Annotated in this window: 26 protein-coding genes and 1 pseudogene; 25 read left to right on the top strand and 2 right to left on the bottom strand. The window is 38.9% G+C overall.

All coding sequences use genetic code 11. The annotated features are described in order from the left end of the window. The first annotated feature begins 31 nt into the window (after positions 1 to 31). From fabG to curA, 20 genes and pseudogenes are all read left to right on the top strand, one after another. Entirely contained in the window at positions 32 to 796 is a 765-nt protein-coding gene (gene fabG / locus J2S17_RS08025; protein WP_307473630.1) for a 3-oxoacyl-ACP reductase FabG, read from the top strand. Between the two features lie 19 nt (positions 797 to 815). Next, positions 816 to 1,265, top strand: coding sequence for a MaoC family dehydratase N-terminal domain-containing protein (locus tag J2S17_RS08020; RefSeq protein WP_307473629.1), 450 nt, complete (start codon positions 816 to 818; stop codon positions 1,263 to 1,265). Further along, positions 1,262 to 1,663, top strand: a complete 402-nt coding sequence (locus tag J2S17_RS08015) for a MaoC/PaaZ C-terminal domain-containing protein (protein ID WP_307473627.1) — start codon at positions 1,262 to 1,264, stop codon at positions 1,661 to 1,663. Before J2S17_RS08020 ends, J2S17_RS08015 begins: the two co-directional genes overlap by 4 nt. A 50-nt stretch (positions 1,664 to 1,713) precedes the next feature. Further along, complete coding sequence (locus J2S17_RS08010; protein ID WP_307473625.1) at positions 1,714 to 2,919, top strand: acyl-CoA dehydrogenase; 1,206 nt, start codon at positions 1,714 to 1,716, stop codon at positions 2,917 to 2,919. A gap of 24 nt (positions 2,920 to 2,943) precedes the next feature. Next, a complete protein-coding gene (locus J2S17_RS08005) occupies positions 2,944 to 3,717 on the top strand; it encodes an SDR family oxidoreductase (protein WP_307473624.1) in 774 nt (257 codons plus the stop codon). Positions 3,718 to 3,738: 21 nt separating this feature from the next. Further along, positions 3,739 to 4,914, top strand: a complete 1,176-nt coding sequence (locus J2S17_RS08000; RefSeq protein ID WP_307473622.1) for a thiolase family protein — start codon at positions 3,739 to 3,741, stop codon at positions 4,912 to 4,914. A 69-nt stretch (positions 4,915 to 4,983) separates the two neighbouring features. Beyond that, positions 4,984 to 5,550: a TetR/AcrR family transcriptional regulator gene (locus J2S17_RS07995; protein ID WP_307473620.1), complete on the top strand. Its 567-nt coding sequence runs from the start codon at positions 4,984 to 4,986 to the stop codon at positions 5,548 to 5,550. Positions 5,551 to 5,570: 20 nt separating this feature from the next. Next, entirely contained in the window at positions 5,571 to 5,984 is a 414-nt protein-coding gene (locus J2S17_RS07990; RefSeq protein WP_307473619.1) for an acyl-CoA thioesterase, read from the top strand. 20 nt (positions 5,985 to 6,004) lie between these two features. After that, complete coding sequence (locus J2S17_RS07985) at positions 6,005 to 7,066, top strand: phosphotransferase family protein (protein ID WP_307473617.1); 1,062 nt, start codon at positions 6,005 to 6,007, stop codon at positions 7,064 to 7,066. A 22-nt stretch (positions 7,067 to 7,088) separates the two neighbouring features. Then, positions 7,089 to 7,823 (top strand): 2-phosphosulfolactate phosphatase, encoded by a 735-nt coding sequence (locus J2S17_RS07980; RefSeq protein ID WP_307473615.1) that lies wholly within the window; start codon positions 7,089 to 7,091, stop codon positions 7,821 to 7,823. A gap of 17 nt (positions 7,824 to 7,840) precedes the next feature. Beyond that, positions 7,841 to 8,623: an enoyl-CoA hydratase/isomerase family protein gene (locus tag J2S17_RS07975; protein WP_307473613.1), complete on the top strand. Its 783-nt coding sequence runs from the start codon at positions 7,841 to 7,843 to the stop codon at positions 8,621 to 8,623. 103 nt (positions 8,624 to 8,726) lie between these two features. Next, positions 8,727 to 10,406: a long-chain fatty acid--CoA ligase gene (locus J2S17_RS07970; RefSeq protein ID WP_307473611.1), complete on the top strand. Its 1,680-nt coding sequence runs from the start codon at positions 8,727 to 8,729 to the stop codon at positions 10,404 to 10,406. A 57-nt stretch (positions 10,407 to 10,463) separates the two neighbouring features. Further along, on the top strand, positions 10,464 to 11,327 hold the full coding sequence (locus J2S17_RS07965; protein ID WP_307473608.1) for a branched-chain amino acid ABC transporter permease: 864 nt from the start codon (positions 10,464 to 10,466) through the stop codon (positions 11,325 to 11,327). Between the two features lie 3 nt (positions 11,328 to 11,330). After that, positions 11,331 to 12,317: a branched-chain amino acid ABC transporter permease gene (locus J2S17_RS07960; RefSeq protein WP_307473606.1), complete on the top strand. Its 987-nt coding sequence runs from the start codon at positions 11,331 to 11,333 to the stop codon at positions 12,315 to 12,317. Positions 12,318 to 12,320: 3 nt separating this feature from the next. Beyond that, positions 12,321 to 13,088, top strand: a complete 768-nt coding sequence (locus tag J2S17_RS07955; RefSeq protein WP_307473604.1) for an ABC transporter ATP-binding protein — start codon at positions 12,321 to 12,323, stop codon at positions 13,086 to 13,088. Beyond that, positions 13,081 to 13,788 carry an ABC transporter ATP-binding protein gene (locus J2S17_RS07950; protein WP_307473602.1) on the top strand — a complete coding sequence of 236 codons (708 nt, stop codon included), beginning with the start codon at positions 13,081 to 13,083 and terminating at the stop codon, positions 13,786 to 13,788. Before J2S17_RS07955 ends, J2S17_RS07950 begins: the two co-directional genes overlap by 8 nt. 94 nt (positions 13,789 to 13,882) lie before the next feature. Then, positions 13,883 to 15,049, top strand: coding sequence for an ABC transporter substrate-binding protein (locus J2S17_RS07945; RefSeq protein ID WP_307473601.1), 1,167 nt, complete (start codon positions 13,883 to 13,885; stop codon positions 15,047 to 15,049). Positions 15,050 to 15,117: 68 nt separating this feature from the next. Next, positions 15,118 to 16,095: an NAD(P)H-dependent flavin oxidoreductase gene (locus J2S17_RS07940; protein ID WP_307473599.1), complete on the top strand. Its 978-nt coding sequence runs from the start codon at positions 15,118 to 15,120 to the stop codon at positions 16,093 to 16,095. Between the two features lie 12 nt (positions 16,096 to 16,107). Further along, a pseudogene (locus tag J2S17_RS07935) lies at positions 16,108 to 16,881 on the top strand (SDR family oxidoreductase). An 18-nt stretch (positions 16,882 to 16,899) separates the two neighbouring features. Then, on the top strand, positions 16,900 to 17,904 hold the full coding sequence (curA, locus tag J2S17_RS07930; RefSeq protein WP_307473597.1) for an NADPH-dependent curcumin/dihydrocurcumin reductase: 1,005 nt from the start codon (positions 16,900 to 16,902) through the stop codon (positions 17,902 to 17,904). A 95-nt stretch (positions 17,905 to 17,999) separates the two neighbouring features. Here the strand turns inward: curA and J2S17_RS07925 are convergent, their stop codons facing one another. Next, complete coding sequence (locus tag J2S17_RS07925; protein ID WP_307473595.1) at positions 18,000 to 19,472, bottom strand: flavin monoamine oxidase family protein; 1,473 nt, start codon at positions 19,470 to 19,472, stop codon at positions 18,000 to 18,002. A 336-nt stretch (positions 19,473 to 19,808) separates the two neighbouring features. On the opposite strand from J2S17_RS07925, the gene J2S17_RS07920 reads away from it, so the two are divergent. The 3 genes from J2S17_RS07920 (at position 19,809) to J2S17_RS07910 (ending at position 22,031) form a co-directional block, all read left to right on the top strand. Continuing rightward, on the top strand, positions 19,809 to 20,867 hold the full coding sequence (locus tag J2S17_RS07920; RefSeq protein ID WP_307473593.1) for a YeeE/YedE family protein: 1,059 nt from the start codon (positions 19,809 to 19,811) through the stop codon (positions 20,865 to 20,867). Between the two features lie 12 nt (positions 20,868 to 20,879). Next, positions 20,880 to 21,104 carry a sulfurtransferase TusA family protein gene (locus tag J2S17_RS07915; protein ID WP_307473591.1) on the top strand — a complete coding sequence of 75 codons (225 nt, stop codon included), beginning with the start codon at positions 20,880 to 20,882 and terminating at the stop codon, positions 21,102 to 21,104. 243 nt (positions 21,105 to 21,347) lie between these two features. Beyond that, positions 21,348 to 22,031: a serine/threonine protein kinase gene (locus J2S17_RS07910; RefSeq protein WP_307473589.1), complete on the top strand. Its 684-nt coding sequence runs from the start codon at positions 21,348 to 21,350 to the stop codon at positions 22,029 to 22,031. A gap of 1,120 nt (positions 22,032 to 23,151) precedes the next feature. Here the strand turns inward: J2S17_RS07910 and J2S17_RS07905 are convergent. Further along, positions 23,152 to 23,280, bottom strand: coding sequence for a hypothetical protein (locus J2S17_RS07905; RefSeq protein WP_307473588.1), 129 nt, complete (start codon positions 23,278 to 23,280; stop codon positions 23,152 to 23,154). 273 nt (positions 23,281 to 23,553) lie between these two features. Here J2S17_RS07905 and J2S17_RS07900 point away from each other — a divergent pair, with 273 nt between their 5' ends. Together J2S17_RS07900 and J2S17_RS07895 are read left to right on the top strand one after the other, a co-directional pair. Further along, the gene (locus J2S17_RS07900) at positions 23,554 to 24,666 is read left to right on the top strand and encodes a Rap family tetratricopeptide repeat protein (RefSeq protein WP_307473586.1); all 1,113 of its coding nucleotides are present in this window, start codon (positions 23,554 to 23,556) and stop codon (positions 24,664 to 24,666) included. Continuing rightward, a complete protein-coding gene (locus J2S17_RS07895) occupies positions 24,663 to 24,986 on the top strand; it encodes a hypothetical protein (RefSeq protein WP_307473584.1) in 324 nt (107 codons plus the stop codon). The genes J2S17_RS07900 and J2S17_RS07895 overlap by 4 nt, the downstream gene beginning before the upstream one ends. Positions 24,987 to 25,006: the final 20 nt, after the last annotated feature.

The raw sequence follows: 25,006 nt of genomic DNA, 5'->3' as shown, positions 1-25,006 counted from the left end.
GATTAAATCATTTTCATAGGAGGAGAACAAGATGGGTGGAAGATTTACAGACAGAACAGCATTTGTTACAGGAGGAAGCAGAGGTATTGGAAAAGGGGTAGCACTTCACCTGGCCGAAGAAGGTGCAAAAATCTCTATTATAGATATAAATGAAGAGGCACTTCTTGAGACAGAAGCAGAATTTAAAGAAAAAGGCTTTGAGGTTCTTGTTAAAAAAGCGAGTGTAACAGAAGCGAGTGAAGTTGATTCTGCGATGGAGGAAACGGTCAAACAGTTCGGCACTCTCGATATTCTCGTTAATAATGCTGGCATCATTCGGGATAACCTATTATTTAAAATGACGGATGAAGATTGGCAGCTTGTAATGGATGTCCATTTAAAAGGGTCTTTCAATGCCGCGCGTGCAGCTCAAAAATATATGGTTCAGCAAAAATATGGCAGAATCATTAGCATCTCTTCTACATCAGCACTTGGAAACCGCGGTCAAGCTAACTATTCAACTGCTAAAGCTGGATTGCAAGGCTTAACAAAAACCCTAGCGATTGAGCTTGGAAGATATGGCATTACAGCTAATTCTGTCGCACCAGGATTCATTGAAACGGAGATGACGAAAGCAACAGCAGCTAGAGTCGGTGTACCATTTGAAGATTTTATCAAAGGAGCAATTAGCACAATTCCGGTAGCCAGAAGTGGAAAACCTGAAGATATTGCAAATGCAGTGGCGTTCTTTGCTGATGAAAAATCATCATTTGTAAGCGGTCAAGTGATTTATGTTGCTGGTGGACCGAAGAATTAATCATGGAGGCGATTGGTTAATGTATGAGAATTTCGTAGGTAATGTATCGGGAAAGATTAAAAACACGGTAGAGAGAGGACTCGTCAAACGATTCGCTGAATCGATTGGTGATGCCCATCCTATTTTTATCGATGAAGAGTTTGGCAAGCTGTCCAGATTTGGCAATAATATCGCTCCACCAACTTTTCCAAGAATCTTTGACTCTGGATCTATTGAAGGCTTAAAGCTTCCCGAAAAAGGCCTAATACATGGTGAGCAAAAGTACCATTACACGAGACCTTTGCTCGTAGGTGAAGAGATCTATTGCTGGATAGAAGTGAAGGATTACTATGAGAAAAAAGGAAGCAACGGTTTAATGGGCTTTCTCGCTGTGAAAAGATATGGTGAAGACGCTGATGGCAATATCGTTTTTACAGAAGAAGCTGTGACGATTATTACTGAAGCGGTAAGAAAGGCGATGAATGTATGAAAACATTAGCAGGTCTTCATAAGGATGAACAGTTGGCGGTTACACTTGCCCCTGTTTCGAGAATGGATTTAATTAAATACTCTGGAGCATCCGGTGACTTTAATCCAATTCATACAGTAGATGTGGAGGCAACGAAGGCAGGACTTCCAGGGATTATTGCTCATGGCATGTGGACGATGGGGAATTTAGCTAAGTTATTCACTCCTTATTACGAAGAAGGATTTATTGAGGACTATGAAATCCGGTTTGCAGGTATGGTTTTTATTGATGATGTTATTACCCTCCAAGCAACTGTAGCCGAAGAAGAGATAGAAGGCGTTTATTTTCATGTTATTGCAACCAATCAAAAGGATAAAACCGTTATTCAAGGAAAAGTTAAATTCAGAAAATACGCCTAGTTACTAGAATAATAGATTAATTATTAAAAAAGAGAAAGGAAGTGCGGTAATTGAATTTTGATTATTCTGATAAAGTGAAGGATTTACAAGAGAAGCTTGGTGAATTTATGGATGAACATATTTTTCCACATGAACAGACATATAGGGATCAACTGGATAAAAATGATCGGTTTTCCTCCTATCCGCAAATCATTGATGAATTAAAACAGAAAGCGAAAGAGCAAGGACTCTGGAACTTATTCCTGCCGGAGAGTGAATATGGCGGAGGCTTGACAAATGTAGAATATGCGCCACTTTGTGAAATGATGGGTAGATCAAGCATAGGACCTGAAGTATTTAACTGTGCTGCGCCAGATACAGGGAATATGGAGGTTCTTGTGCGCTATGGTACAGAAGAACATAAGGATAAGTGGCTTCTTCCTTTATTAAACGGAGAAATTCGTTCTTGCTTTTCGATGACAGAACCTGAAGTGGCTTCATCCGATGCAACGAATATTCAGGCGAGCATTATTCGTGATGGAGATGAGTACGTTGTTAACGGAACAAAATGGTGGTCTTCAGGTGCGGGGGATCCGCGCTGCAAAATTGCCATTGTAATGGGTAAAAACGATCCGAATGCAGCTAAACATAAACAACAATCGATGATTCTTGTGCCGTTGGATACACCTGGTGTAACCATCAAACGGACTTTAAATGTGTTCGGCTACGATCATGCTCCCCATGGCCATGCGGAAATTGAATATAAAGACGTAAGAGTACCAGCTTCAAATATGCTTCTAGGTGAAGGCAGGGGATTTGAGATTGCTCAGGGCAGACTTGGACCTGGAAGAATCCATCATTGCATGCGGACCATCGGTGCAGCAGAGAGAGCACTAGAAATTTTATGTAAGCGAGTACAGGAGAGAACAGCTTTTGGCAAGAAATTAGCAGAGCAGGGCGTGATACAAGAATGGATTGCTGAAGCAAGAATCAACATTGAACAAACACGTCTCTTAACACTAAAAGCAGCATATATGATGGATACGGTTGGCAACAAAGAAGCAAAAACAGAAATCGCGATGATAAAAGTAGTTGCACCAAATATGGCTTTGGAAATCATTGACCACGCTATTCAAGCATTAGGTGCTGCTGGAGTCAGTCAAGATTATCCGCTTGCAGCCAGCTGGGCAAATATTCGCACCTTAAGGTTAGCTGATGGACCTGATGAAGTGCATAAAAGAGCGATTGCAAGACAGGAATTGAAAAAGTATCAATAAAAATAATCTGGAGGTGAATCGTTTATGCATGTAAAAGAATTATTTGATTTGACAGGCAAAACGGCGATTGTTACTGGTGGGGGACGCGGTCTGGGTGAACAAATAGCAGAGGGGTTTGCAGAAGCTGGTGCAAATGTTGTTCTCTGCTCGAGGAAAAAAGAAAACTGTGAAGAAGTCAGCGAGAAGTTGAAAAAGCTTGGCGTGGAAACACTTGCATTACAATGTGATATTACAAACCCAGAAGAGGTCAACGCCGTCATTCAGCAAACGGTTGAGAAGTTTGGCAAGATTGACATCCTTGTAAATAATAGCGGCGCTACTTGGGGAGCACCAGCTGAAGACATGCCGTTAGAAGCCTTTCAAAAGGTATTGAATGTTAATGTATTTGGTACGTTTTTAATGTCACAGGCTGCCGGGAAAGTCATGTTGGAACAAGAGTATGGGAAAATCATTAATATTGCGTCCGTTGCTGGCTTAAAAGGGTCAAATCCTGACGTAATGGATGCGATTGGGTATAACGCCAGCAAAGGCGGCGTCATCTCTTTTACAAGAGATCTCGCCGTTAAATGGGGACCGCGGGGCATCTATGTGAATGCAATAGCACCAGGCTTCTTCCCGACAAAAATGTCAAAGGTTCTAATAGAAAAAAGCGGAGATAAGTTTTTGCAAGGGACGCCATTGCGGAAGTTTGGTTCCGATACAGATCTAAAAGGTGTAGCGCTATTCTTAGCATGTGCAGCTTCTGATTTTATTACTGGAGAGACAATCGTTGTGGATGGAGGATCAATAGCAAATTGATTAAAGAAGGAGGTTAATTTTATGAATAGAGATGCAGTGATTGTTTCGGCCGTCAGAACGCCGATTGCGAGGCAAGGAGGGGCATTAGCGTCTGTCCCTGCTCATGTTTTCGGAGCTGAGGTTGTGAAAGAAGCAGTAAAAAGAGCAAATATTAATGCTGAAGAGATTGACGATGTCATATTTGGCAATGTTTTAAGCGGAGGCGGAAATATTGCTAGATTAACAGCATTGGAAACAGGTCTATCAGTGAATTTGCCTGGATTAACGATTGATCGTCAATGCGGCTCTGGCATTAACGCGGTTGTACTTGCAGCACAGGCTATTGCTTCTGGTGCAGGAGATGTTTATATAGCTGGTGGAACTGAGAGCATGAGCCGTGCGCCTTATCTAATGGAGCGAGCGGAAAAAGCTTATAGTCCCGGCTTGCCTAAATTCAGAAAATCTCAGCTATCTCCGAAAGAAGTTGGCGACCCGCCAATGGGTATTACTGCTGAGAACCTAGTTGAAAAATATAATATTACGAGAGAAGAACAGGATGCATTTTCTCTTCGTAGTCAACAGCGGATGGCAACTGCTATGGAAGAAGGGCGATTCGATGAGCAAATCGTGCCGATCTTCATACCTGTTAGAAAAGGTGAACCTGTTGTTTTTTCTAGAGATGAGCACCCACGTCCGCAAACAACTATTGAAACATTAAATAACCTGCCTGCAGCCTTTGTTCAAAATGGCTCCGTCACTGCCGGTAATAGTTCAGGGCTTAATGATGCTGCTGCAGCATTAGTGATTATGTCACGTGAAAAGGCTGATAGCCTGGGGCTTCAACCGCTGGCGGTCATACGTGAATCAGCGATTGCTGGGGTTGATCCAAATATTATGGGGATTGGCCCGGTCCCTGCTGTAAAACAACTTTTAGAGAAATCCCAGCTTACTCTTGATGAAATCGACTTAGTAGAATTGAATGAAGCTTTTGCTTCACAAGTTATTGCTTGTGATCGGGAGCTGAATTTTGCCCAAGAAAAATTAAATGTAAATGGCGGAGCGATTGCTCACGGTCATCCACTTGGTGCTACTGGTGCAATTTTGATTACAAAGGCGGCATATGAGCTTAAAAGAACGAATGGAAAATATGCGCTTATAACTGCCTGTATCGGTGGTGGCCAGGGAATTGCAGTCATTATTGAAAGAGAAGCTATTTAAACTTTACATCGTCGACAATATCTATCATCGAACTGGATTGCTAATGGGTAGTTAGGAGGCTCAGCAAATATGAAGCAGAAAATACTGAAGGAAAGCATAGACTTATTTGACGCCAAAGGATTCAAAGAAACGTCCATTCAAGATATTGTCGATAAGATCGGTGTAACCAAGGGGACATTCTACTATTACTTTGATAGTAAACAAGAGGTTTTGAGGGATATTCATTTAGCTTATTTAGAGGGTTTGCTGGAAGAGCAGCAAGTAATATATAAAGACAATCAATCGACGTATAAAGATAAGCTGTTTAAAGTGATCTACCTTATAAATAGTAAAATTGAAACGAAGGGTAAGGATGCCCGTATTGTCTTTAGAGAAATGAGACATTTAAATGAAAATCATGTAAACCAGATCAAACAAAAACGTAAAGAATTCCGTATCATCTTTGAGCAGATATTAGATGAAGGAAAAAAAGCCGAAGAATTTAAAGATAATATAAGGACGGATATTTTGGCCTTCGCTATCCTTGGAATGTTAAATCGAAATTACTACTGGTTCAAACCAGATGGTGAAATTTCGGATTATGAACTCTCTGAACTTTATATGGAGATGATTCTGAGTGGAATTAATAAAGATTAAATCAGTAAGGGGAATGGATTATGTCATCATCTCATGAAATTGACGTATTTGTTCGATTTAGTGAAACAGATGCGGTCGGACATGTAAATAATACGAGTTATTTCCTATATTTTGAGGAAGCTAGAACGAAATTTTTTCATCAAGTTTTTCCTGAAAGAAACTCTGCATTCAGTATGATTCTTGCCTCTATCAAATGCGACTATATAGAGCCGGCCTACGCAGGTCAAACATTGCATGTAGTAACTGAAGTGAGTGACATTGGGAATAAGAGCTTTAGCTTAAGCCATATCCTTACAGAGACAGGCAGCGGTAAAGTCATCGCTAAAGCGAGCTGTGTTACTGTTTGCTTTAACTTTATAGAACAAAAATCCATTCAAATTCCGGAGAAGTTAAAAGAGAATCTTGAAAGATATGCTCCTCTACAACAATCATAATATTTTTACAGGAGGATAATATGACTTCCGATACGATTCCAATTCGAAAAGGCGAAGAGCTAGACCTCAAGAAAATTGAATCCTTCTTGAGAGATCAAGTTGAAGGATTGCCTGAAGAGACACTAACAGTTGAACAATTTAGTGCTGGACGATCAAACTTAACATATCAATTGAATATGGGAGAATGGGAAGCGGTCTTAAGAAGACCTCCGCTTGGCCCAGTGGCTCCTAAAGCACATGACATGGAAAGAGAGTTTACTATTTTACAAGAAATCCATCCGTTTTTTCCTCCAGCACCTAAGCCAATTGTGTTTGGAAATGAAGACTTAATCGGTGCGCCATTTTTTATTATGGAAAGGAAAAAAGGAGTCGTCATAGACACTGAATTTCCTGAAGGGATAAAGCCGACAAAAGAATTAGGTAAGCTCATCTCATATAATATGGTCGATACGTTAGTAAACTTGCACCAAATCGATTATAAGGCTACAAAATTAACAGAAATGACAAAGCCTGAAGGGTTTTTAGAAAGACAGGTGCATGGCTGGATTAAAAGGTACGAAAGGTCAAAAACCGAAGAGATTTATGGTTTGGATGAATTAACAAAATGGATGACAGGGCATATCCCACATTCTCAAGAGCCCTCAATAATTCATTATGATTTTAAATTAAATAATTCAATGTTCAATAGTGATTTTACAAAGCTTGTAGGTCTCTTTGACTGGGAAATGACAACTGTTGGCGACCCTCTTGCAGATTTAGGCTGCGCTTTAAGCTATTGGACCGAAGCGAACGATTCTGATTTATTAAAAAAGGGGTTAGGCGATGCACCCATCACGGCCTTGCCAGGTTTTATTACAAGGCAGGAGTTTATCGCTGCATATGCAGAGAAAAGCGGCAGGGATGTTTCGAATATCCATTTTTATTTAACGTTCGCCTATTTTAAATTGGCTGTTATTTGCCAGCAAATCTATTACCGCTGGAAGAAAGGGCAAACAGTGGATGAACGCTTTGCTGAGTTAAATGTATATGTAAATAATTTAATTCAATATGCACTGGAGACGTCTCGAAAAAGACAGGATTAGTTCACTTTAATGAGGTGCGAAAATGGGGAAACTGCATGTTATATTATGCAAGGAAGATTTAAATAAGGAAAAGCTGAATGAAAATAAACTGGTCGTTGTATTTGATATTTTGATGGCTACCTCTGTGATCACTTCTGTTTTGAAAAATGGAGCAAAGGAAGTACTTCCTGTTTTGAATGGGGAGGCAGCTCTATTAGAAGCAGAGAGCAGAGAGAAAGAATCCTACCTATTAGTTGGTGAGTATCAAGGTTTAACGATAGAAGGCTTTCACTCTCCCCACCCACAAGAACTAAAAGGTGTTGTAAAAGAAAAAACTGTCATCTTATCGACAACAAATGGAACGGTGGCTATTAGAAATGCCATTGAAGCGAAACAGGTATTTGTTGCGTCTCTATTAAATGCGGCGTTTTCGGCGAAGCAAGTGCTTGAACAACATACGGATGAAACGATAGTGCTCGTTTGCTCTGGATCATCTGGTTCCTTTAATCTTGAGGACTTTTATGGTGTTGGATATTATATTGAATGCCTATTGAGACAATCAGATCATAGCTGGGAATTGACTGACTCTGCTCTAGCAGCACACCAGTTTTTCAAAGGAGCAGCAGATAGAGGTGAAGAGCTTCTAAAAGCCTCGCGTGTAGGAAGAATGCTCTCTAAATATGGTATGGATGATGAAGTTGCTTTTGTTGCATCAAGGGACATTTATAATATTTCTCCGGTTGTCAAAGAAAACGGTATGGTGGTTATTGATAAATAAAAGAGGAGTGTTGAGAAATGGAATCAATTGCAAATGATTTATTAATCGATGTAAAAACGGGTGTTATGACTTTAACATTAAATAGGCCTGAAAGCTTAAATTCCTTCAGTGCTGAAATTATCCAAGGATTAAAGGATTCATTAACAAAAGCAAAAGCAGATCAAAGCATCCGTGTGATTATTTTAAAAGGAGCCGGAAGGGCATTCAGTGCAGGCGGTGATGTTAAACGTATGGGCAGCGGCAGCCCCCTTGCGACCTATGAGCATATAGGCAAATTGAATGAATTGATTGTAATGATGGACAGTTTAGAAAAACCAATTATAGCCGCTGTGCACGGATATGCTGCCGGAGCAGGATTTAATCTCGCCTTAGCAAGTGATCTCATATTGGCTGAAGAAAATTCAAAGTTTATTCTAAGTTTTTCCAAGGTAGGCTTAATTTCTGATGGCGGCGGGCTGTATTTTCTGCCAAGATTAATCGGATTGAATAAAGCAAAAGAGCTATTCTTTAATGCTGAACCGCTATCAGTCGAAAAAGCCCATGACCTCGGCATTGTGAATCACATCTATAAGAAGAATGAATTTGAACAAAAAGTTGAAGCATATGCACAGAAACTAGCTGCAGGGCCATGTCTTTCATATGGATTTATTAAAAAAATTGCCAATCAATCGCTTAATTCAACACTTGAGGAAGTGCTTGAGCAAGAACGGATTACCCAAGCAACAATGGTTACTACAAATGATCATCATGAAGGAGTGCTGGCGTTTAAAGAGAAAAGAGAGCCAAGGTTTAACAGTTAATACGAGAGGATTTATGTTGGGGGAGCTGTTCCCCCAACTTTGAACCAGCCTGCATTCATGCTAGGGTAGAGCTTAATTTAATAAGAAATTAAGGGGGATATTCATGCAAACTCGTCATTTTGAACATTGGCCAAGGTTGCCAAAAACGCTAATTGTCCCAGAGTCTTCTATTTACAATAATTTAGAAGTGACCGCTGCCCGCTATCCTAATCAAAATGCGATTTTCTTTTATGGGAAGAAGATGACCTATCGTGAATTACTTGAAGAAGTAAACAGCGTTGCTGGCTATTTACAAAATGAACTTAAAATAATCAAGGATGAGAAAATTCTGTTATTCATGCAAAATTCTCCTCAATTTATCATTAGTTATTATGCCATTACAAGGGCAGGAGCAGTTGTTGTTCCAATTAATCCTATGCTGCTATCACATGAAATGGAGTTTTATATTAAAGATTGCCAAATTAAAACAGCAATTATTGGTCAGGAATTATACACAAATATTCAGCCTCTCGTCCAAACGACAACATTGGAAAATCTCCTCATTGCCTCATACTCAGACTATATTGACAAAGATTTCGAAATAGAATTACCCGCAGAAGTAAAAGAATTACCAAAAAAATGGGATGAAGATCATCTTCATTCATGGAAAAGCTGCATTGATAAAAATGAAGTTCCACAATCCTATAACGCGCACCCAAATGATCTTGTCGTTCTGCCTTATACATCTGGAACAACTGGACTGCCAAAAGGGTGCATGCATACCCATCGTTCTGTTCAAGCCAATGTCGCTGGCGGTGCAGTATGGGGAAGAGTGTCTGCCAGTAATGTGCATTTATCAACCTTGCCGTTTTTCCATGTAACAGGAATGGTGCAAAGCATGCATGTTCCTATTTATACGGGAGGAACAATGGTTATTATGACAAGGTGGAACAGGCAGGCAGCTCTGGATTTAATTGATCAGCAGCAATGTACGAACTGGATTGCTATTAGTACGATGATTATTGATTTTATATCTAATCCAAAGTTGGATGCGTATAAAGTTTCATCCCTTATTGGCATTTCGGGAGGAGGCGCGACACTACCTGAAGCTGTTGGTGAAAAGCTTCAGCAGTTAACCGGTTTAACCTTCCTGGAAGGCTATGGATTATCAGAAACCATTGCCCAAACGCATTCTAATCCTGTAGAACGACCCAAAATGCAATGTCTTGGCATTCCATTCTTTGATGTGGATGCGAGAATAATTGATCCGGTTACTAAGAAGGAGCTTGATGTCAATGAAGTGGGAGAAATTATTGTACACGGACATCAAGTAATGACGGGCTATTATAATAGGAATGAAGAAAATGAAAGCGCTTTTATTGAATTGGATGGTAAACGATTTTTCCGAACGGGAGATATGGGAAGATGTGATGAAGAGGGATATTTCTTCATTGTTGACCGCGTGAAACGGATGATCAATGTCTCCGGTTATAAAGTTTGGCCAACAGAAATAGAATCCCATCTATATCGTCATCCAGCGGTTCAGCAAGCTTGCGTTGTTGGCATTCCTGACGAGAGAAAAGGAGAATCGGTAAAAGCCTTTGTTATCTTAAATGAAGATTATGATGGGAAGATTGATGAATCCGAATTAGTAGAATGGTCTAAGAAACAGATGGCGGCTTATAAATATCCTCGCGTCATTGAGTTCAGAACCAAGTTTCCAATGACTAGCAGCGGAAAGATATTATGGCGCAAGCTAAAAGAGGAGGAAGAAGCGAAAGTAGTGAATCATAGTGAGGTTTAACATAAAGATACCTGCATATAAAAGATTGCAACTGAATAATTAAGGGGTGAAAAAAGAATGGAATTATTGCTGCAGCAGCTTTTCAACGGGTTAACGATTGGCAGTGTATATAGTCTTGTAGCCCTGGGGCTAACATTGGTTTATGGGATATTGCATATCCCTAACTTTGCTCATGGGGCGTTATATATGGTTGGTGGCTATATAACACTAATCATGATGACCAACGCGGGCTTGCATTATATTCTTGCGATTCTTGTGTCGATTATTGTTGTAGGGGTATTAAGTGTATTAATGGAGAGGCTTGTTTTTCATCCTCTCCGTCATTCCCCGCCAATTCAGGATAAGGTAGCGGCTATTGGAATATTGTTATTTTTGGAAGCGCTCGCCCAATTACTATGGGGAGCTGATTATCGCCAAATGCCCACACCGTTTGGGCAGGTGGTCAATGTATTCGGTTTAACATTGACGCTGCAAAGAATCATTATTGTTGCAGCAGCAATTGCTGTAATGATATTCCTGTACTGGTTTTTAAAGAAAACTTTTATCGGCTCCACCATCATTGCAATGGCTCAGAACCGTGAAGGTGCAGCTCTCGTAGGGATCAATACAAATAAAGTGGCCATTCTTACTTTCTTCATAGCCGGCGCCCTTGCTGCAATTGGAGCTTCATTAACATCACCAATTAATCTTGTATTTCCGGGTATGGGTCATTTAGTTATATTAAAAGCCTTTGTTATTATCATTATAGGGGGAATGGGCAGTATTCCAGGTGCTATATTAGGCGGATATATTTTAGGATTTACTGAGAGCATTGGTGCTACCTATATTTCTAGTGATTATAAAGATTTAATTGCATTTGTGTTACTCATTATTATTTTATCTGCCAAGCCCCAAGGTATATTTTCCAAAGGGGGAGCGTAGAGAATGAAATTATTGAATAAGAGAAACATTATTATTTTACTAATCTTGTTAGCAGCGGCTTTTCCATTCGTGATTCAAAATCAATACTATCTGCATATTTTAACGCTCGCGTTTATTTGGACGATTGCTGTTTACGGGTTGAATTTATTAGCAGGCTATACTGGCTACTTATCATTAGCTCATGGTGGATTCTTTGCCATAGGTGCATATGCATTAGGTCTGCTTACAGTAAAAGCAGGATTTTCTTTTTGGATGGCTTTCTTGTTAGCTCCTCTAATCACGATGATCATCGGTTTAGTTGTTGGCTTATTCGCACTAAGGACAAAGGAACATTTCTTTGCGATTTATACCTTATGCGTTGGTTATATCATTTATTTAGTGATTGATAAGTGGGAAAGTTTAACAGAGGGTGTGCGTGGCTTAATTGGTATCCCAGCACCGGAGGCAATCGGTCCTATCTCATTTACTTCACCAATCTCACAATATTATTTTGCTTTGGTCGTATTTCTACTTGTTGTACTTGTCATTTACCGGATTATTCACTCATTAACAGGCAGAACCTTTATAGCGATAAGAAATAGTGAGGAGCTGGCGTTATCGCTGGGAATCTCAACTAAGAAAAATAAACTGCTATCTTTTGTGCTTTCGACGTTTTTTGCTGGTTTAGCGGGCGCGATGTATGCAGGGTTTATTCGATTCATTGGACCGGAAATTGCTTATACTACGATTACGTTCGATTTGCTTACTTATATGATTGTAGGAGGAATCGGTACATTTGCAGGTCCAATTGTCGGAACATTCTTAATTGTATTACTTTCGCAAAACCTGCAATTTCTACAAGATTACCGAATGCTTATTTTTGGACCGCTTCTAACGTTATTAATCATTTTTTCACCACGCGGCATTGTCGGTTTTATATTGATGCAATATGCCAATTGGAAGACTAAAAAGAAAGTAATCACATCGAAGGGGCATGTAAAGGAGGGGTAAAGAATGATATTAGAAACAAAGCATTTAACGAAAAAATTTGGCGGCAATATCGCAGTTAAGCATGTCGACTTTTCAATAGAACAAGGAAAGGTAAATGCCATTATCGGACCAAATGGAGCAGGTAAATCGACTTTCTTTAATCTTATTACCGGGGTACATCCACCTACCGAAGGACAGATATTTTATAAAGGGGAGGATATAACCAAGCTTCCAGCTAATAAAATCGCCCTATTAGGTATGGCAAGAACATTCCAGACAACCAATCTCTTTGAAATGTCTACCGTATTTGACAATGTAATTGTCGGACATCGACTGCGAACAAAATCAAATTTATTTGATGCTATTTTCCGAACAAAACGGTTGAAGGAAGAGGAAGAAAGGTGTAAAGAGAAAGCGCTAGAGGTATTGGAATTTACGGGTTTAGCGAATGTCAGCGATCAGCTGGTTGCAAATATTTCACAGGAGGAAAAGAAGCGAGTAGCTTTTGCACTGGCTCTGGCAACTGATCCTGAAATTGTTTTCTTAGATGAGCCGACTGCAGGTGTCAATCCAGATGAAACGGAAGAGCTGTCTTTGCTAATAAAAAAGATGGCTGAACAAGGCATTACAGTCTGTTTAATAGAGCATAAAATGCAAATGATTATGAGTTTAGCCGATCATATAATGGTCTTGAATTATGGAGAGAAAATTGCGGAGGGTACACCTGATGAAATTAAGAATAATGAAGAGGTGATTAAAGCTTATCTAGGGGGAGGGAGTGTCAGTGCTTAGTATAAAAAACCTTACTGCAAAATATGGGAAATACACAAGTATTAAAGATGTCAACATTGAAGTAAATGAAGGAGAAATCGTGGTATTACTTGGTGCGAATGGAGCTGGAAAAAGTACAACATTTAAGACGATTAGTGGATTGTTGAAACCGGCAGCAGGTGAAATCTTTTTTGAAGATGAACAAATAGGCGGGAAAACCCCTGATAAAATTGTCCAGCTTGGCATTGTGCAATGTGCAGAAGATCGAAAACTATTCCCGCAAATGAGTGTTCAGCAAAACTTAATGATGGGTGCTTATGTACATCGAAGGAAGAAAAATCAAATTAAGCAATCTTTAGAAGAAGTAAACGAATTGTTCCCTATATTATATGACAAAAGAGATGACCCAGCTGGCTCATTAAGCGGAGGGCAACAGCAAATGCTGGCAATTGGTAGGGCGCTCATGTCCAAGCCGAAGCTTATGCTCCTTGATGAACCGTCGATTGGATTAGCCCCTTTGATTGTTGAGCAAATGTTTAAAAGCATCCAGCATATTAATCAGGAAGGCACCACGATTCTATTGGCAGAACAAAATGCAAATGCTGCTCTAAGTATCGCTGACAAAGGCTATGTCTATGAAAATGGAAAAATAGTTGTTAATGGAACTTCAGACGAGCTATTTTCTAATGAAGAAGTAAGAAAGGCCTATATTGGAGCTTGAAAAATAAATCAACCAGTTGAAATGGTTGCGGGCACCCAATACCGTGCTTCCTCAATCAGGCCAACTCCACTTTTAATAGGGAGGGAAAATACCAATGAAAAAGATAAAAATGTTATTCATTATCAGCTTAGCTTTTGCAGTGGTTATGATGTCAGCATGTGCAGAGTCCAGTGGAGGCTCTAGTAAAGAGAAGGTAGTAAATATAGGGTATAGCGGACCTCTTAGCGGAGCAGCAGCTCTATATGGTGAAAATACTTTAAACGGCTTAAAAATGGCAGTAAATGAAATTAATAAAGAGGGATTTGAGGTAGCAGGGGAGAAGTATAAGTTAAACCTTGTTTCCCTTGACGATAAATACATGCCTAATGAAACCGCTTCAAATGGGAAAAGGCTAGTTCAAGAGAGTAAAACGCCAATCATTTTCTCTCCGCATAGCGGGGGAATTGCAGCATTACAGGTATTTAATGAGATTGATAACTTCTTGATTGTTGCCTATTCAAGCGAACCGGATATTACTGAAAGAGGTAATAAACTCACAGTTAGAATTCCACCAAGCTATGAAGGTTATGTAGAACCTTTTTCAACCTATGCGATGGAAAGATTCGGCAAGAAACTGGCAGCCCTTCCACCAGTCACGCAATACGGAAAAGATTGGGCTGAAGCGATTGTCCCTTATTGGGAGGAACACGGTGGAGAGGTCGTGCACCAAGCTTCAATCGATTTCGCAAAGGATACAGACTTCTTCACCATTCTGACAAATACTTTAAAGGAAGATCCTGATGTATTATTCATAGGCGGTGCTTCAGAGCCAACTGCAAAGGTGGTTATGCAGGCGAGAGAACTTGGATTTGAGGGTGGATTTATCATAATGGATCAGGCCAAGCTGGATGAGATGAAGAACGTGACTGAAACTTACGAGCCTTTAGAAGGATCAGTTGGCGTTACACCTCTTATCTATACGGAGTACCCAGGAACACCTGAGTTTATTGATAAGTATCGTGATTTATACAAGAAGGATCCTGGCTCTGAGGCAGGCTATCATTATTTAGCTACTTATCTATTAGTAGAAGCAATGAAAGCAGCCGAAAATGTTGATGATGCAAAAGTAATTAGAGAACATATTCAAGATGGATTAGACAATTTACCAGACGATAAAAAAGTTTATGAGATTCCTAGCATTGATGAGGAAGGCGGTCTCGTAAACTTAATAAGGATGGCTACAGTAGAAGACGGTGAAATTGTGCTAAAAGAAGTTGACTAATTAGCTTGAAAAGAGGTCGGCTGAATGTTCATGCCGATCTCTTTGATATAAATTTAGGAGGTCTCATAATGAAAAACAACAACTTTGAAAGTATGAAGGAATCTTTAAGTCTGCCAGTAATGGTTGCACCTATGTTTTTAATCAGCAATCCAGCATTCGTAATTAATTCTTGCAAATCTGGTGTAGTTGGCACATTTCCAGCTCTAAACGCCCGCTCAGAAGAGATTTTACAAGAATGGATGAGTCAAATAAACACAGAATTAACCGAATTTAATAACGAAAACCCAGATAAAAAAGCAGCCCCATGGGGAATCAATTTTATCACTCATCGTTCAAATAAAAGGTATATAGAAGATCTTAAACTAATTGAACAATACGAGCCTCCTATAGTTATTACATCACTTGGTGATCCAGGTCCAGTTGCAGAGATTGTACATAAATATGGCGGTATGGTTATTTCTGATGTTATTAATATTAAATTTGCAAAGAAAGCGTTAGAAAAAGGCGCAGATGGTCTCGTACTGGTGACAAGCGGAGCTGGTGGACATGCAGGAACTTACAATCCAATTGCATTTATTCATGAGGTAAGAGAATTCTTCGACGGTCCGCTAATGCTTGCTGGCGGAATATCTAAAGGAGAAGATATTTTAGCTGCAGAAATTCTTGGTGCTGATATCGCTTATATGGGAACAAGGTTTATTACTGCAAAGGAAAGCTTAGCTCAGAACGAATATAAGCAAATGATTATTGATTCAGGAATTGATGACATTATTTATACAGACGCCTTCAGCGGAGTAAACGCGAACTATTTAATTCCGAGCATTATTAATTCAGGTTTAGATCCAGCCAATTTAGTGAAAAAAGAAATAAACTTTGGCGAACTAAATAATAAAGTAAAAGCATGGAGAGACGTTTGGGGCGCTGGACAAGGCATAGGATCTATTCATGAAGTCCAATCGATAGAGGAAATTACCGCAGAATTAAAACAACAATATAATCAAGCAAGGGAAAGCATCGTGGCTCGTCATCAAAAGATTCCCCGCTAATGAGGTGATGGGATGAATTTTAATCAATTATTTGATTTGACTGGCAGAGTAGCGTTAATAACAGGTGGAGGGCGGGGACTGGGCGAGCAAATTGCAGAGATTTATGCCGAAAGAGGATGCCACCTTGCCCTATGTTCACGAAAAAAGTCCAATTGCGAAGAAGTTGCTGGCAATCTATCTGAGAAATATGGTGTGAAAGCATATGGATATGAGCTTGATGTAACGGATGAAACAGGCGTAAAAGAGCTTTTTCAGCAAATTCTGCGTGATTTTGGCCAAATTGATATATTGGTTAATAATAGCGGAGCCACTTGGGGAGCACCTGTCGAAGAGATGCCTTTGGAGGCTTGGAGAAAAGTATTAGATGTGAATGTAACTGGCACCTTTCTCTTAAGCCAAGCTGTTGGAAAGCATATGATTGAGAGGCGATACGGAAAAATCATCAATATTGCTTCAGCTGCAGGATTAACTGTAAGAGAGCCTGAAGTGACTAATACAATTGGCTATACAACAAGCAAAGCGGCTGTCATCCATTTTACAAAAGATTTAGCGATTAAATGGGCACGGCATAATATCTATGTCAATGCAATTGCTCCTGGCATGTTTCGGACTAAAATGTCAGCAGGAATACTTGATAAAAACGAAGAATCAATCCTAAAAACAATTCCTTTAAGAAAAATTGGCGATGAACACTTGCTTAAATGAGCAGCCATCTATCTAGCATCTTCAGCAAGCGACTTTGTAACTGGCACAGTATTAAGTGTTGATGGAGGCAGTACCCTATAATTTGAGGAGGAATACATTATGGAAAACAGAAGTATTCTGTTAGTTAAAAGACCAGAAGGAATGCCTAACCAAGATAACTTTAAGCTTATTACGAAAGATGTCCCTGAAATTGGGGATGGTGAAGTATTAATCCGTACGATTTATTTGTCTGTCGATCCGTATATGAGAGGCAGGATGAATGGAGTCAAAACCTATGCCGATCCGTTTGAATTAAACGAGGTGTTAAGCGGTGGAGTCGTAGGTAAGGTTGTAGAATCCCGCAACGAAAAATTCCAAATTGGAGATATCATAGAAGGCCGCTTGAGCTGGGCAGATTACGCTGTATCAAAAGGAGATAATATTAGAAAGATTGATCCTAGCCTGGCACCTATTTCCACAGCAGTTGGCGTTGTTGGCATGCCTGGACTGACTGCATATTTTGGCTTCTTGGATATTGGAAAGCCAAAGCAGGGGGAAACGGTTGTCGTATCGGGAGCTGCTGGCGCAGTAGGTTCTACTGTAGGCCAAATTGCTAAAATCAAAGGCTGTTATGTCGTAGGAATCGCAGGTACGGCGGAAAAGTGCAAATACTTGAAAGAAGAGCTTGGTTTTGATCAAGTAATTAATTATAAAACCGATAATGTAAAGCAGAAGCTCAAAGAACATTGTCCAAATGGTGTAGATATATACTTTGACAATGTAGGCGGCGAGATTTCCGACGCAGTGATCAGAAGGATCAACTATCAATCAAGAATTATTTTATGCGGCCAAATCTCAGCTTACAATCTGCAATCTATTGACTCAGGTCCAAGAGTCCAAGGACAATTAATCCAAAAAAGCGCACTCATGCAAGGCTTCATAGTCGGAGACTTTGCTAAACAGCACCGAGAGGGTTTAAAGCAGCTTGGCCAATGGGTGAGTGAAGGCTCAATCAAATATCGCGAGAATGTGATTGAAGGACTGGAAAACACTCCTGATGCATTTATTGGCTTGTTTCGCGGGGAAAATACCGGCAAGCAGCTTGTTAAAGTAAATAATGAATAAGAGGAAGAAGCGTGGGAAGCGGCAATCTGCTTTCCACGCTTTTTTGATAAAAAAGAAGCGATTATATACTTAATAGAAACAATTTACTTCACTTCCTATTGTATGCCACTCACCTCATGTGCAGCGCGTATACCGGACTCAATTGCTCCTTCTATCCATCCAGGAAAAGATGAGGCATGTTCTCCAGCAAAATGGAGCCGTCCCTCAGTTTGTTGAATGGTTTTGCCGAAAGCGGCTTGTTGAGTTGGTGAAAATAATGTTAAGCATCCTGCTGAAAATGGGTTTCTGCTCCAATCGAATGAAAATCCTTGCATATATTCCTGGTAAACCACGTTGCCGTAAACTTTGGCCAGCTCCTTGAGTGCATAATAGATGATTTCTTTATCATACAAGCTATTCCACAATAAAGCATCATGCCCCCAGCAATAGCTTGCTAAAAGGACACCCGGACCGCTTTTTCCTAGATCATGACTAGGAATATAACTGAATCGTATAGGTAAATCTGAAATGGCGTTTCCTTGATTGTTTGCTTCCCAGAAACGATGCTTGAATTCGATGCCGATTTTGATGGCAGGGATATTCTGCAACTCATGAATGGCTTGCCTTTTCTTAAATGAAATAGATGAATAAGGTGAAATCTCAACAAATTGCATAGCGGTAAAAGGGATAGTCAGGATGGCGTAATCGCCTGAATAAGTATGGAATTCACCTGTTATCTGATTCTTTGTTTGAAAGAGAACGCCCTCCCTTGTTTGAGTAATCTTTTCTATCTTCTCATTAAGTAAGATTTCAGAATGCAATTCAGGGGTAAAAGCGTATGGGAGATTGTCATTGCCACCGGTGATCTCATAAAATTTGATGCCATGTTTAAAAAGCGGAAAAGTTACTGATAATATACTGATAAAAGCTAGTTCCTTAAAGCCTTCAATGCCCAGCATTACGTTGATCATATTGATGGCGGTCGATGATAGCGAAGGACCGAGCGGATTCTTTTTTAAAAAGGTTTCCATAGAATATTTACCAAATTGCTTGCTCAAGAAAATCTGTTCTGATAGAGAGCTATTTTCATAGAGGTCCATAAATGGCTGAACGGCAATTAAGAAAAGCTCAGCCGCTGTTTTTCCCTTTTCCCATTCCCGAACAGGGAAGCCTAATATATCTGGATTTTTTTCATAGGCTTCTACAGAGACATGGATGTTATTAACAAAGATAAGGTCCTTCTGTGTGGAATGATTAAAAATATTTGTGCGAAGTCTGAATCTGCGTATGTATTCAAAGGCTAAGACGTGTGTGTTTGGAATTCTCATTGCCCCTAAATCTAAATAGTTTCCATTCGTAAATGGTTCCCTTACTGTGTATATCCTTCCGCCTATTCGACTATTTCCCTCAATGACCGCAACCTGGTGTCCGGCTTGTTTGAGCAAGGAGGCTGCCACTAATCCCGAAATGCCTGCACCTGCTATAAGTATTTTTTTCGGCTTTGTTTTTGACTTTAACCCACTTTTAATAATAGACAGCATTTCATTGGGATACTCAACTCCTATATAATTTTCGGGAAGCCTGTGCAAATCCTTTCCCCCTTTTTTAATCATATTATGAAGAACAAGTGAAAGTATGCGAAAGCTGATAAAACATCAATGTGAACATCCCTAATAGTAATGAGAAAGCCAACCTCGCGTATAAAGCTGATTTGGGTGAGGAATTTAAAAAAACAATCGGGTGTTTGGCTTAGATTAAGACCAAGTTTGTTGCTTTCTAAAGCGATATCGATATTATTAAATAAAGGAATATCATACAAAAAAAGGTTAAAATATCCTAAAATATACCTATTGCTGATCATAAAATTGTTATATAATATATAAATCATATTGGTTTACTATGTTTTATCAAAAGGCGGGATGAAAATGATGCAAATGTTGATCACGGGGTTGATTTGCGGGGCGTTGCTGGGTTTTGTCATGCAGCGCGGCAGATTCTGTCTAACTGGCGGTTTCCGTGATATGTATATAGCGAAGGATAATCGCATGTTTTACGCGCTTCTAATCGCAATTGCTGTACAAAGTGTTGGGGTCTATATCTTAATTCAAACTGGATTGATTCAATTTACCGCTGGAGCATTTCCTTGGGTAGCTGTAATTATCGGTTCTTTTATTTTTGGAATAGGTATTGTTTTGGCTGGAGGTTGTGCAACCGGCACGTGGTATCGTGCAGGCGAAGGTTTAATTGGAAGCTGGATCGCCCTTTTTGGTTATATGTTTATGAGTGCGGTAATGAAATCAGGGTTCTTGCTGCCTGTTAATCAGGCAATGCAGGCTACCCAGCTGCCTAACAATTCAATCGCAGAGACGACTGGTATTTCAGTTTGGGTGTTTATTGCCATTTTGGTAGTGATAGTCGCTGCAATTGTGATGAGAGAGCTGCGCAAACCAAAAGTGGTCATTCCATCCTTGAAGCCAAAGCGTAAGGGACTCGGGCATCTGTTATTTGAAAAGCGCTGGCATCCATTCTTTACAGCTGTATTAATAGGAGTTATTGCTATTTCTGCATGGCCCTTGAGCCAAGCTACAGGAAGGATGGCAGGATTAGGTATTACAACGCCATCAGCGAATATTTTACAATACTCGGTAACAGGCGATGTTTCATTAATCAATTGGGGAGTATTTTTGGTGCTCGGCATCTTTTTAGGCTCGTTTATTGCTGCGAAAGCGAGCAGAGAATTCCGATTCCGCATGCCGGATACAAAAACGGGAATCAACAGCTTTCTTGGTGGGAATTTGATGGGGTTTGGTGCAAGTTTAGCAGGCGGCTGTTCGATTGGAAATGGCCTGGTAATGACGGCGATGATGACTTGGCAAGGCTGGGTTTCATTAATTTTTATTATTCTTGGAACATGGACAGCGTCATATTTTGTTTTTATTCGTCCAGGAAAATCAAATGCGGCTTCAGCCGCGATAACATCATAGGAGGGATTTATAATGGCAAAGACATTAGAAGTGGTTGGGCAGGTTTGTCCTTTTCCTTTAGTAGAAGCTAAGAAAGTGATTGATGAAATTCAGTCAGGCGAAGAGCTGATCATTAACTTTGATTGTACTCAAGCAACAGAAAGCATTCCTCGTTGGGCAGCGGAGAATGGCCATGCAGTAACGAATTATGAAGCTGTAGGCGAGGCTGAATGGACGATCACTGTTAAGAAAAAGTAATAGATATGTTATAAAAAGGAACCCATTATCTTTAATAATGATGGGTTCCTTTTTATTTTATTTCCTTCATCCGAACGGTCAAAAATGCAAAGCAAAAAGTTCAGAATGCTGGACATAAGTATAGTCTTGCATTCATACTCATCATAATAAGCAATTGGTATCTGTATTGCCATAAGTAGCAAAATAGTAACCATACAAGAGCTTATTAATCAACTTCCGTGAATGCAAGGGAAGGGAGAAAAGATGAATAACAAATGGGATATTGCAATCGAACCTCTTTCGCAGATTAACGTCACTTCCAATTCGAATAATGAGCCTGTGACCATTTGTGGTAGTCATGACTCGCTTAGATGTATTGGGGTAGGGACAGACGCAGCAGTCTTTCAATCCCTGGACGTTCCTGGTTTTGCATTTAAACTATATGCGGAGGATAAAAAGGCAAAGATAAAAATAGAGGAAGAAGTCTACAATATATTGGGACAATCTCCATTCTTTTCTACTTGTTTTGCTTCTTATGACAATTGCCTTGTTTTAAGCTATGAAGCAGGCCAAACGCTTTTCGATTGTTTGCTGCAAGGAATCCATATACCTAAACAAGCGATAAAGGATGTAGAAGATGCCAGAGTGTATGTCAGAGAAAAAGGGTTGAATCCGCGTGATATCCATTTGAAGAACATTTTACTGCAAAATGGCAGAGCAAAATTGATAGATGTTTCCGAGTATGTCCAATCTGGCAATGACTTTCGCTGGGAGCATTTGAAACAGGCCTATGAGGAGCATTATCATATTGTTGATGGAAAATCCGTTCCTTTTTGGCTAATAGAAACCATCAGAAAATGGTATAATCGCCGGAAAAAAAATGATTCATCCTATGATGATTTCATGAATATTGTGTTAAGGTTTACCGGTCTATTTCGAAAAGAATAGGTATGATTTTAAAATATATTGCAAATCAAAGGTTAGCCATTATCGGCTAACCTTCTTCTTGATACATCATTATTTTCTAGTTACACTATCTATTATTGTTTTATTTTGAATTGTTTGTCAAATTATTTTTATCTCTGAATAAATTGTGTCTTTTCTTAGTAACCAAGGCGCATTCGATGTGAATTTTAATATAAAGGTTAGAAATAAAAAATGAAGAATCCTCAAAGTTCTAAAACAGTTCGTATCCTTAATAATGACAAGAAAAGCAAGAGAAAGACAATCGCATGCACTTGATAAGAAGAATAGAAAGAAAATTTGGAAACGATCAGTTTGTCTTTTCTTTATGGGATTGCATTGCTTCTACATGCAATACGCTAGACAGATGAAATTCTGCATTATTATGGGATCTATATCTTAATAGCTTCATTTTTGATTATCGCTTCTAACAAGGTGATTATAAATGTTAAGAGGATGTGTCCAAATTGGAACGTAAACCTGCAGGAAAAAGTATAACCTTGGTTTTAAGAAAACGATTGTGGATTTGTATCATTCTAGCAGATCTGTTAAAGAACTAAGTAGCGAGTATGGTGTATAAGAAGTAACGATTTCGATCAGTTCAGAGAAAGAAGCCTTGACGCCGAAAGAGTTGGCCGAGATTCAAAAAGAAAACCTTTGGTTAAAGCAGGAAATAGAAATCTTAAAAAGGCTATGGGCCATATTCGCGAAAAAGTAACCGAAACAGAGGTAAACGATTCCCATATATAGGGGGATCTGGAACCGTGCTAGAGGAAGAATCAAAGCACCTTATTGTAGTAGAATTTTTCAATGAGGAGGTTTGTTTGATAAGAATCTAAATATTGTTTATTTTAGGGGGTGGGTATAAAAAAGGCATAGCAAACTGCAGAGGATTTCATTATCTAGTAAAGGCTAAATCATCTATAGCCTTTTGAAAATCGAGGAGACTGAGCTATACAGTTAACCAAACACACCCTATGAAATGTATTTATTCAATTTAAAAAGACTGTGGGCAAACCCGTTTTTCATAGAGCTTGTCTACAGTATGTAAAATAACATATTAGAGTTTAGTTATTCCGAACTAAACTTTTATTTTTTATAAAACTTACCATTCACAAATGTCTTGTCCGCCTGGAACTTTAATACAAATAGGTTCTCTATCAGGTGCAGCAGATACTGATGAGACCGCAAATACTGAGAACACAAACAATAGTAACACAATTTTCTTTTTCATCTATTTCACCTCCTTATTGTGAATTATAATATATGTTCAATAGGTAATAAATAGAAAAAATACATTTAAGCAAAAAGGGTATAAACACCTATTTTTTTAGCGAAAATACCTTACGATTATCATACGATTATTCCTTTTTTTCTCAAAAACACTATGAATATTCCTAAATATTGTTATAATAAGTATAAGTTAAACTATCGTAACCATATTGGCAATTTGATATGGGAGTCTATAACCTCGGAAAGAAAAAACTATTTTATAAAGGAGGATCAAATGGCAGTAAAAATGGCAAAGATTGATTATGAACATGTAGTAAACCGTTTAAATGCATGGTACATATCAATCAAAAAAAGAAATATTGAAGAAGCAATAACATTACGAAAGGAGATCAAAAATTCGTTTGATGACATGGAAGAAAATCAAGATGTTTTACTTTATTTTAGCCTGGTAGACTCTCGTTATAGCATGATGCTAGAAGAATACAAAAAAACAGGTGAAATCTTAAACGCAATAGAGAGAACAGACATCGAAAAAAAAACTGATGACATGATTCAATATTACTTTTACTTCTTTTCTGGAGTATACGCCTTCTATGAGAAGAAATATGTAAAAGCAATTAATTTCTATAAGATCGCTGAAAACAAACTTCATAAGATTCCAGATAAAATAGAAATCGCGGAATTCCATTACCAATTAGCTATTGCCTTCTATCGAATAGACCAACACCTCCTCTCCTTAAATCATGCAGTAAAAGCTAACGAATTATTTAAAGACGATACTGCATATATAGAACGTACTATCACAAGTAAAATGGTCATTGCAGCTATTAAACTAGATTTATTTCAGTATGAAGAATCAGAAAGACATTACAAAGAAGCGCTAACAATGGCGAAAGAAAACAACAAACCTTTTACTACTGGATTAGTTTACAGAAACTTAGGTTTAAACTATGCACGAAGAAATTTACTTTCAAAAGCACAAGAAACACTTGAGCAGGCTCTTTTAATTCAAGAACATCATGACTCTGTAATCGGAATAAAAACCATGTTCGATTTAAGTTATGTACTTTATAAAAAAGGACTAAAAGAAGAAGGGCGACAGTTATATGAAATTGGTAATCTAAAAGCTATTAATCATAATGAAATTGAACACATCGCCAAATTCAATCTTATTCACGCTATGTACGAAGAATACAATCTAAAAAAAATAACAGAATCTCTCGAAGATCTTAAAAAACAAGGGCTGTGGTCTGAAGTAGCTGAACTAACATTAGACTTGGCTATATTCTTCAAAAAAAGGAATGATTTTCAAAATGAAGCTTTGTTTTTTGAAAAAGCTCACGAGGCAAGGGATAACATTATAAAAATAATGGAGGAGATCAAATGAAAAAAATCATTTTAAAATCTTTTATAATGACAAATTTGATTGCTATTGGTACTCTTACTCCACTAGGTCTGCTGGAAGAAGAAAATAAAACAAGTATTTCGAGTAAAGCAGATTTTGGTCAAATAACGCCGCGAAGCAAAGCAGATTTTGGTCAAATAACGCCGCGAAGCAAAGCAGATTTTGGTCAAATAACGCCGCGAAGCAAAGCAGATTTTGGTCAAATAACGCCACGAAGCAAAGCAGATTTTGGTCAAATAACGCCACGAAGTAAAGCAGATTTTGGTCAAATAACACCGCAAAGTAAAGCGGATTTTGGTTAAAAATATTTAAACGCCTTTAC

The organism is Cytobacillus purgationiresistens (genome assembly GCF_030813235.1).
In the GTDB taxonomy this organism is placed as follows: Bacteria; Bacillota; Bacilli; order Bacillales; family Cytobacillaceae; genus Cytobacillus; species Cytobacillus purgationiresistens.
Note: the sequence above shows the minus strand (reverse complement) of the source record. Positions and strands in the feature narration are given on the sequence as shown.